The 8,123-nt window shown below is 69.2% G+C and carries 8 protein-coding genes; 3 read left to right on the forward strand and 5 right to left on the reverse strand.

Annotated features, from left to right (window positions below; all coding sequences use genetic code 11):
* Positions 1-18: 18 nt before the first annotated feature.
* The 3 genes from Q4I23_RS05430 to Q4I23_RS05440 all read right to left on the reverse strand — a co-directional run bounded on the left by Q4I23_RS05430 (position 19) and on the right by Q4I23_RS05440 (position 4,464).
* A complete protein-coding gene (locus tag Q4I23_RS05430; RefSeq protein WP_498525522.1) occupies positions 19-2,172 on the reverse strand; it encodes a TonB-dependent siderophore receptor in 2,154 nt (717 codons plus the stop codon).
* A 196-nt stretch (positions 2,173-2,368) separates the two neighbouring features.
* Positions 2,369-3,253, reverse strand: coding sequence for an AraC family transcriptional regulator (locus tag Q4I23_RS05435; protein ID WP_498525523.1), 885 nt, complete (start codon positions 3,251-3,253; stop codon positions 2,369-2,371).
* A 299-nt stretch (positions 3,254-3,552) separates the two neighbouring features.
* Positions 3,553-4,464, reverse strand: coding sequence for a LysR family transcriptional regulator (locus Q4I23_RS05440; RefSeq protein WP_454017407.1), 912 nt, complete (start codon positions 4,462-4,464; stop codon positions 3,553-3,555).
* Positions 4,465-4,575: 111 nt separating this feature from the next.
* Here Q4I23_RS05440 and Q4I23_RS05445 point away from each other — a divergent pair, with 111 nt between their 5' ends.
* Positions 4,576-6,009: an MFS transporter gene (locus Q4I23_RS05445; RefSeq protein ID WP_498525524.1), complete on the forward strand. Its 1,434-nt coding sequence runs from the start codon at positions 4,576-4,578 to the stop codon at positions 6,007-6,009.
* Between the two features lie 32 nt (positions 6,010-6,041).
* Here Q4I23_RS05445 and Q4I23_RS05450 read toward each other — a convergent pair whose 3' ends face one another.
* Positions 6,042-6,521: a VOC family protein gene (locus Q4I23_RS05450; protein WP_498525525.1), complete on the reverse strand. Its 480-nt coding sequence runs from the start codon at positions 6,519-6,521 to the stop codon at positions 6,042-6,044.
* A gap of 99 nt (positions 6,522-6,620) precedes the next feature.
* Here Q4I23_RS05450 and Q4I23_RS05455 point away from each other — a divergent pair, with 99 nt between their 5' ends.
* Positions 6,621-6,797, forward strand: a complete 177-nt coding sequence (locus tag Q4I23_RS05455) for a hypothetical protein (protein ID WP_498525526.1) — start codon at positions 6,621-6,623, stop codon at positions 6,795-6,797.
* A 20-nt stretch (positions 6,798-6,817) separates the two neighbouring features.
* Here the strand turns inward: Q4I23_RS05455 and Q4I23_RS05460 are convergent, their stop codons facing one another.
* Positions 6,818-7,492: a GntR family transcriptional regulator gene (locus Q4I23_RS05460; RefSeq protein WP_454017404.1), complete on the reverse strand. Its 675-nt coding sequence runs from the start codon at positions 7,490-7,492 to the stop codon at positions 6,818-6,820.
* A gap of 157 nt (positions 7,493-7,649) precedes the next feature.
* Here Q4I23_RS05460 and Q4I23_RS05465 point away from each other — a divergent pair.
* Positions 7,650-8,123: ABC transporter permease (locus Q4I23_RS05465; protein WP_498525527.1), on the forward strand; the 474-nt coding region annotated here is incomplete at its 3' end.

Here is an 8,123-nt window from a genome sequence, read left to right on the forward strand (position 1 = left end):
GGGAGAGGGGGATTCAAGTCACCACGTCATGTTGACGGTCAGCAGGGCGGTCCGACCCTCGGCGTAGCCGCAGGAGAACTGGGTCTGGCAGCTCGCCACATACTCCTTGTCAAACAGGTTGGTCACGGCGAGATTCACGCCCCAGGCGGCGGGCTTGTAACCGATCCGCACGTCGAAGACGGTGGCGGCGGGGACCTTCAGCGTGTTCTCGTTGTCGGCCCAGGACGAGCCGACGTAGCGCACGCCGCCGCCCACCGACACGCCGTCCAGCGCGTTTTCCCGGAAGGTGTAGTCGAGGAAGGCCGAGCCCTGGACCTGCGGCACGATGTAGGGGGTCTTGCCGATCAGCGCCGGGTTGGCGTCCTTCTTGATGTCGAGGTCGAGCGCGGTGAAGGAAGCCACCGCCTTCAGGTTCGGCGTGATGTTGGCCTTGGCCTCAAGCTCGATGCCGCGCGAATTGACCTCGCCCAGCTGCGTCTCGGCGTTGAAGGGGCCGGTCACCACGTTGGTGCGCGTCAGGTCGAACAGGGCCGCGGTGAAGATGGCGTCCATCCAGGCCGGGCGGTACTTGACGCCGACCTCGACCTGCTGGCCGGTTTCCGGCTTGAACACGCCGGCCACCGCCGACGACCCCAGCACCGGGTTGAAGAAGGTCGAGGCGCTGACATAGGGCGTCACGCCGTTGGCGAACTCGTAGGCCAGACCGGCGCGCCCGCTGAACTTCCCGTCCTTGCCGTCGTAGGCGGGGGTGCCGTCGGCGTCGGTCGAGGCGATGTCGTAGCGACCGTTCAGCGTCACCAGGAAGCCCTGGCCGAAGCGCATCTGGTCCTGGAGATAAACGCCGAGCTGACCCATCGTCAGCTCCTGGTCGATGTAGGAGAAGCGCGGACCCTGCGCGGCGCCGTAGACCGGGTTGGTGGCGCTGATCGGCGTGGCCGAGCCGGACGCCTGCACCTGATCCATCTTGAAGTACTTGTAGTCGACGCCGACCAGCGCCGTGTGGGCGACCGGCCCGGTCTGCCACTTGGATTCGAGCTGGTTGTCGATCAGGAAGGTGTTGACCTTGGTCGTGTGCTCGAAATTGATGCGCGACAGCAGGTTGTCCGGGTCGGTCGGCACCGCCGAGAAGCCGTTGTAGCCGAAGGGATAGACCGTGACCTCGTGGACCCGGCTGTAGCCATAGCGGGCGTTCTGGCGGAAGGTCAGGTCGTTGTCGAAGCGGTGCTCGAACTCGTAGCCGATGGAAGCCTGACGGCGCCGGTACGTGTCGATGTCCGGCTCGGTGAAGTTGGCCTTGCGGTCGATGCGTCCGAAGGAGGCCGGCTTCACCGTGCCGACATAGGGCAGGAAGGCGCCGCCGTTGTGCGTCTCGTCGATGTCGGTGTAGTTGCTCAGCACCGTCAGCGTGCTGCGGTCGTTCGGCAACCACTTGAAACTCGGCGAGATGGTGCCGCGGAAGCCGTCCGCGAAGTCGGTGTAGCTGTCGCCGCCGGCAATGCGGCCGGTCAGCCGGTAGCTCAGCGTCGGGTCGATGGCGCCGCCGATGTCCAGCCCGAGATGGGCGGTGCCGTGCTGGTTGATCCCCGCCTCGACCGAGCGCACCGGCGTGTCGCCGGGCCGCCTGGAGACGTAATTCACCAGACCGCCGGGGTTGCTGCCGCCGTAGAGGACGGAGGAGGCGCCGCGCAGCACCTCGATCCGCTCCAGCGTGTAGCTGTCCACGAACTGGCCGCCGAAGCCGTAGCTGTAGAGCTGGAGCCCGTCCTGGTAGATGCCGGTCTGCGTCGCCTGGAAGCCGCGGATGAAGATCCAGTTGGTGTCGCTGTCCGGGCCGAAGGGCTGGCTGAAGACGCCGGGGGTGTAGCGCAGCGCCTCGTCCACCTTCTGCGCGCCGCGGTCGTCCATCTCCTCGCGCCCGATCACCGAGACGGACTGCGGGACCGCCTCCAGCGGAATGTCGGTCTTGGACCCCGTGGCCGAGTGGCCGGGAACGTAGCCGCGGACCGGGCTGGTCGCGGTGTCGGCGGCCCGGCTGCCCTCCACGGTCACCGGCGCCAGAACCGCCGGGACGGTGGCGTCCTGCGCCTGGGCGAGCGCCGGCACCAGCAGGGCGGCGAGCGCCGTGCTGCTCAAAAGGAGGCGGGTTAGTCGCTTGTTGGAAATATCACTCATCGCAATCGGCCTCGGACTGTATGCGGCATCCGCGAAACGCCTTCGGACCGGCGGGTCCCGAAGCGCCCTCGTTGTTGCGAATGATTAGCATGTGCATCAAGCGGCGCGATTGAACGGTCTTTGGATGGGTTGGACGATCTTCCGGCATTCGTCGCTTCCAGGGTACGTCGGGCGGTGCGCCGGGCGATGCCCCGGCTCAGCCGGTCTGGTTGCGCAGCCACGCGGCGGGCGTGGTGCCGACGATCTGGCGGAAGACGCGCGTCAGGTGCGCCTGATCGGAGAAGCCCGCCGTCACCGCGGCGGCGGCCAGCGTCATGTCCGATCCGGTCAGCAGGCTCTTGGCCCGCTCCACGCGGACCCGCATCTGCCATTTGTGGGGCGGCAGGCCGGTCGAAGCCTTGAAGGCGGTGCAGAAATGGGTGGTGGACAAGCCGGTCAGTTCGGCCAGTTCCTGCAATCGGATGGGACGACTGCAATGCTCCTCGATGTAGTCGGTGACGCGCCTCAACTGGCGCGGCGGCAACTGCCCCCGCTTGCGTTCGGCGACGGGCTCCGCCTGCGCGAGGCCGACGAACAGCGCGGCCATCAGGCTCTCGCCATAGAGGTCGTGCAGGTTCGCCGACGTCCGGCATTCCGCCGCGATCAGGCGGGCCAGCGCAAACAGCCGCTCATCCGCGAAATTCAGCCGCGGCCGTTCCATGCCCCGGACATCCAGCCCGTCCACGAAGCGGCCCCCCAGCACGGACATGTCAAAATGGAGATCGAGATGGGTGAGCCGGCGGACGTTCACCGTGCGCGACCACACGCGCAGGCCGGCGGGCACGTAACTCAGCGGCTCGCGCCGGCTGAGCCGGCCGGCCTCGCCGCGCCCGGGCGAGGCGGTGACATGCAGCCCGCCCTCCCCCACCTGATCGAGGACCACCACCAGCCGCGGGGCTTCGGAGACATACTCGCCCTGGCCGTTCTGATCGCAGGCGACGTTCCAGACGTCGGCGATCATCCCGTTCCAGGCGCGCCACTGAAGGTCCCCGAGGATGGTGAAGCCTTCCGTGCTGCTTTGCATTCTGGGATGGAACGGCATGGATCGGCCTCCCAGCCACCGGATTGAACAGATCCCCGGAATCCTCCCCCGAGCCGCCAGACCTATAGGGCAATATGCAATTGCGAACAAGTCGCATTCTTACTTGGTGCTTTGCCACGCGGGCGAAGTGTGGTGGGGGGGACGGCTGGGTAATGTGTAGATTGACCGGCAGGAGGCGCCGAGGCGTGGGGCAGGGCGTCAAAACGCAAGATTATGGGTGGGCTCTGGGGTCCGGTGATGGCGCTTTTCAGACATTCGGCACCCTCCACTGTCGCCTCCTGCCACCCAATTCCCGCTTGTCAAATGATGCCGCCCCCCGCCGACTCACGGCAAGCGCCATGCACCACCCCGCGCAGCCAGCGGTGGGCCGGGTCGGCGTCTTGCCGAGGATGCCACATCTGCGTCACCACGACCTCATCCAGGGCAATGGGAAGCGGCAGGGTGCGGACCCCGGCCACGCCCGCGGCGACCTGACGCTCGGACACCAGGGCGGTCAGGTCGGAGGCGCGGACGATCGCCAGGGCCGCCGGGAAGCTCGGCACGACCGCCGCCACCTTGCGCGCGAGGCCGAGGGCGGCCAGGGCCTCGTCCATCCGGTCCCGCACCAGCCCGCGCCGCGAGGTCAGCACATGCCCGCAGGCGGCGTACTGTTCCGGCGTCACCGTCCCCAACCGGGTCAGCGGATGGTCCTCCCGCACGGCGGCGACCAGCCGGTCGCGGAGCAGGCTCTGCACCTTCAGCTCCGGCGTGGTTTCCGAATGCACCCCGATGTCGAGGTCGATCAGCCCGTCGCGCAACGCCTGCGCGTCGCGGTTCCCCCGCGGCGCGAAGCGCAGCAGGACGCCGGGGGCTTCGGCGGCGACGCGGCCGACCAGCCGGGCGGCGTAGACCTCGATGAAGCTCTCGCTGGCGCGCAGGGTGAAGCTGCGCTCCAGCCGGGCGATGTCGATGACCTCCGCCGGACGCAGCACCGCGCGGACCTCCTCGGCGAGGCCGGGCACCCGCTCCCGCAGCTGGATGGCCCGCGGCGTCGGGACGAGGCCGCGTCCGGCCCGGACGAGCAGCGGGTCCCCGGTGACCTCGCGCAGGCGCGCCAGGGTGCGGCTCATCGCGGAGTCGCTGAGGCCGAGCCGTCGCGCCGCCTTGACGACGCTGCCCTCCGACAACAGCGCGTCGAGCGCGATGAGCAGGTTGAGGTCGGGATCGGCCATGGAGCGCGAGGCTAACACATGGCGTTCGATGCAGGAATAACCTGCACAGGCGGCGTCTTCCGCCATGCCACGCGGAGAGCGAGATTGATCCAACCCCTGTTGGAGACGCCGATGCCCCGTTCCCCCATCGCCCGAACGCCCGAAACCATGCACCCGAAAGGCCCGCATCCGGACGGGCTGCCCATGCCCCGCCGCGCCGTGGCCGGCGCGTCCGTCATCGCCGCGATCGTGCTCGTCGTGCTCGACGGCGCCATCGCCAACATCGCCCTGCCGACCGTCGCCGGCACCCTCGAGGTTCCGCCCGCCGACACCGTCTGGATCATCACCGCCTACCAACTGGCGCTGGTGATCGCGCTCCTGCCCGTCGGCGCCCTCGGCGAGAGTCTCGGGCACCGCCGGGTGTTCACCGGCGGGGTGCTGCTGTTCACCGCGGCCTCCGCCGGCTGCGCCCTGGCGCCAACGCTGCCCTGGCTGATCGCCGCGCGTTTCGTGCAAGGGCTCGGCGGGGCGGCGGTGATGGCGCTGGGCGTCGCGCTGCTGCGCTTCGTCTATCCGCAGCGGCTGCTCGGCGCCGCCATCGGCTGGAACGCCCTGGCCATCGCGCTGGCCTCGGCAGCAGGGCCGACGATCGGGGCGGGCATCCTCGCCGTCGCCCCCTGGCCCGTCCTGTTCGCGATCAACATCCCGGTCGGGATCGTGGTTCTGGCGACCGCCCGCGCGCTGCCCGCCGTCGCGGGAACCAAGCGCCGCCTCGATCCCGCCAGCGTCGCCCTCAACGCCGGATTCTTCGCCGCCCTGGTGATGGGGGCCGAAACCGTCGCGACGCAGCCCCTGCGCGGCGGCGCGCTGCTGCTGGCCGCGGCGCTCTGCCTTGCCGGGCTGGTCCGTCGCGAAAAGGAACGCGAGGCACCGCTGGTGCCGCTCGATCTGTTGCGGGTGCGCTCCTTCCGCCTGTCGGTGGTCGCCTCCGTCCTCTGCTTCACCGGCCAGATGGCCGCCGCCGTGGCCCTGCCCTTCTACCTGCAGCACGGGCTCGGCCAGGACATCGTCACGGCGGGGCTGTTCCTGGTGCCGTGGCCACTGGCGACCGCCGTCGCCGCACCCATTGCGGGCCGGCTGTCCGACCGGGTGGGAACGGGTTGGCTGTGTGCCGTGGGCGGCCTTCTCCTCGCCGCCGGCCTTGCCCTGACGGCGGTCTGGCCGCTCGGGCAGGACCCGCGGCCGCTGCTGGCCTTCATGGTGATGTGCGGTTTCGGCTTCGGGCTGTTCCAGACGCCCAACAACCGCAACATGCTGCTGACCGTGCCCAAGACGCGCAGCGGCGCCGCCGGAGGGATGCAGGGCACCGCGCGTCTGGTCGGGCAGACCGCCGGCGCGGTGCTCATGACCGTGCTGTTCTCGCTCCTGACCAGCCCGGAGGCGGCGCCGCGCCTCGGCCTCGCCGTGGCCGCCGCCCTCACCCTGGCGGGCGGGCTGACCAGCCTGCTGCGCGTTCCCCCGCGCGGCGCGGCGGAGGCCGTGGAGGCGCCGGCCCCCGGCCGCTGAGCCCGGCCGGTGATCCTTCTCTTCGGGGATCGTCAGCCGCGCCGCGCGGCCTCGATCGCGGCGACGTCGATCTTCGTCATGCCCATCATCGCCGCGAAGGCGCGCCCGGCTTCGTCGCCGCCGGCCGCCAGCGCCTCGGTCAGCACGCGCGGCGTGATCTGCCAGGAGACGCCCCAGCGGTCCTTGCACCAGCCGCAGGCGCTTTCCTGCCCGCCGTTGCCGACGATGGCGTTCCAATAGCGGTCGGTCTCCTCCTGGTCGTCGGTGGCGATCTGGAACGAGAAGGCTTCGTTGTGTTTGAACGTCGGCCCGCCGTTGAGGCCGAGGCAGGGAATGCCGGCGACCGTGAACTGCACCGTCAGCACGTCGCCCGCCTTGCCGGACGGGTAATCGGCGGGCGCGCGGTGGACGGCCCCCACCGCGCTGTCGGGAAAGACCGTGGCGTAGAAGCGGGCCGCGGCCTCCGCGTCCGTGTCGTACCAGAGGCAGATGGTGTTTTTGGCGGTCGTCATGGCGTGTCCCTTCCCTGTCGGTGCGTTGCCGATGCGCGTGAGGATACGCCGCCGCCCTTGTTGACGGGAAGGTTGCAATCCCTTTCGCAGAGGTGGCGCATGAGCGACCCGAAGAAGCCGGACGACACCGCCGTCCATCCCCCGCGCAGCTACGACCCCGACAGCCAAAAGCCGGCGAGCGACCGTGACGAGGCCGCGTCCGGCACGCCGGGAACCGGCGAGGACATCGACCCCAGGACCGGCGAGACCTTCACCGAGGGCATCGGCGGCGCCTGACCGCCCTTATCGCCCAGGCATTATCGTCCGGCGGCTAAAGCCTGCATGGTCACGCGGGCGGCGCTGGCGATGTGCTCGTCGTAGAGCTGGCGCGTGCGCACCGTGTCGCGGGCGGTCATCGCCTCGAATATCTCGCGGATTTCGCGGATCGTGTTGGGCAGCCGCCCCGGCTCGGCCAGCGACACCCCGCGCAGCAGCTGAATGCGGTTGTGCAGCGCCTTGAGGATCTGCGCCATCGTCGGGTTGCCGCAGCCGGCGATCAGCGTGTCGTAGAACATGGTCTTCGCCGTGCGGATGCGCGACGGCACGCCTTCCGCCGCCGCCGCCTCGAAGGCCGCCATGGCGTCGGCGAGGATCGCCCACTGCTCCGGCTTGGCCTGGGCGATGAACTCCGCCGCCGCCAGGCTCTCCAGCGCCCCGCGCACCTGATAGATCTGCCGGACATCCTCCGCCGTCAGGGTCACCACCTCCAGCCCGCGCTGGGGCACGTTGTGGACCAGCCCCTCCGCCTCCAGCTGGCGCAGGGCCTCCCGCAGGATCGGGCGGCTGACCTGCAGCGTCTCGCACAGCTCGCGCTCGACCAGCCGGTCGCCGGGCGAATAGCGCCCGTCGGCGATGGCCGCGCGCAACAGGTCGATCACCTGCTGGCGCAGGGGAGCGGCGACGCGGACAATATTTATCGGCAAATTTGACATAAAATTTCTCTTCTTGTCAGACAGTATGACGATATGCTTGCGCCACACTACCACCTTCGATTAGCATACGTATCAACGACGGTCCAAGGCGGCGGCCCAGAGGGCCAAACGCCACACCCACCACACCATACCATCACCTCGCACACAGGAGGCAGGCGTGCAGCGGAGTGCACAAGCGAGCGCCGTTTCAAAAAGCGCCGGCGAGCCTGAGGCCGCGTCCGACCCCAACCGGCAGAGGCGCCGCGAGCGGCTGCTTCAAATCGGCACGCTGGTCCTGCTGCTCGCCGTCTGGGAATTCGCGGCGCGCGACGCGAACAAGCTGCTGGTCGCGGTGCCCAGCGACATCGCCGTGGCGACCTGGGAGCTGCTGCTGAACGGCGAGCTGCTCTCGGCGACGCTGGACAGCATGTCGACCTTCGTCCTGGGCTTCGTCATCGCCTCGGTCATCGGCATCGTGGTCGGCTTCGCGATGGGCACGAACCGCACGGTGGAGGTGATCCTCGATCCCTACATCAACGCGCTCTACGCCATGCCGCTGGTGGCGCTGATCCCCATCCTGATGCTGTGGGTGGGCATCGGCTTCCTGGCCAAGATCACGATCATTATCCTGTTCGCGGTCTTCCCGGTGATC

The sequence above is a fragment of the Azospirillum sp. UFLA03-27 genome (assembly GCF_059803775.1).

Coding starts and splice junctions, on each gene's coding strand:
- Q4I23_RS05435 (WP_498525523.1), bottom strand. CDS start 3,253: ATGCCGTTCCATCCCAGAATGCAAAGCAGCACGGAAGGCTTCACCATC.
- Q4I23_RS05440 (WP_454017407.1), bottom strand. CDS start 4,464: ATGGCCGATCCCGACCTCAACCTGCTCATCGCGCTCGACGCGCTGTTG.
- Q4I23_RS05460 (WP_454017404.1), bottom strand. CDS start 7,492: ATGTCAAATTTGCCGATAAATATTGTCCGCGTCGCCGCTCCCCTGCGC.
- Q4I23_RS05430 (WP_498525522.1), bottom strand. CDS start 2,172: ATGAGTGATATTTCCAACAAGCGACTAACCCGCCTCCTTTTGAGCAGC.
- Q4I23_RS05450 (WP_498525525.1), bottom strand. CDS start 6,521: ATGACGACCGCCAAAAACACCATCTGCCTCTGGTACGACACGGACGCG.
- Q4I23_RS05445 (WP_498525524.1), top strand. CDS start 4,576: ATGCCCCGTTCCCCCATCGCCCGAACGCCCGAAACCATGCACCCGAAA.
- Q4I23_RS05455 (WP_498525526.1), top strand. CDS start 6,621: ATGAGCGACCCGAAGAAGCCGGACGACACCGCCGTCCATCCCCCGCGC.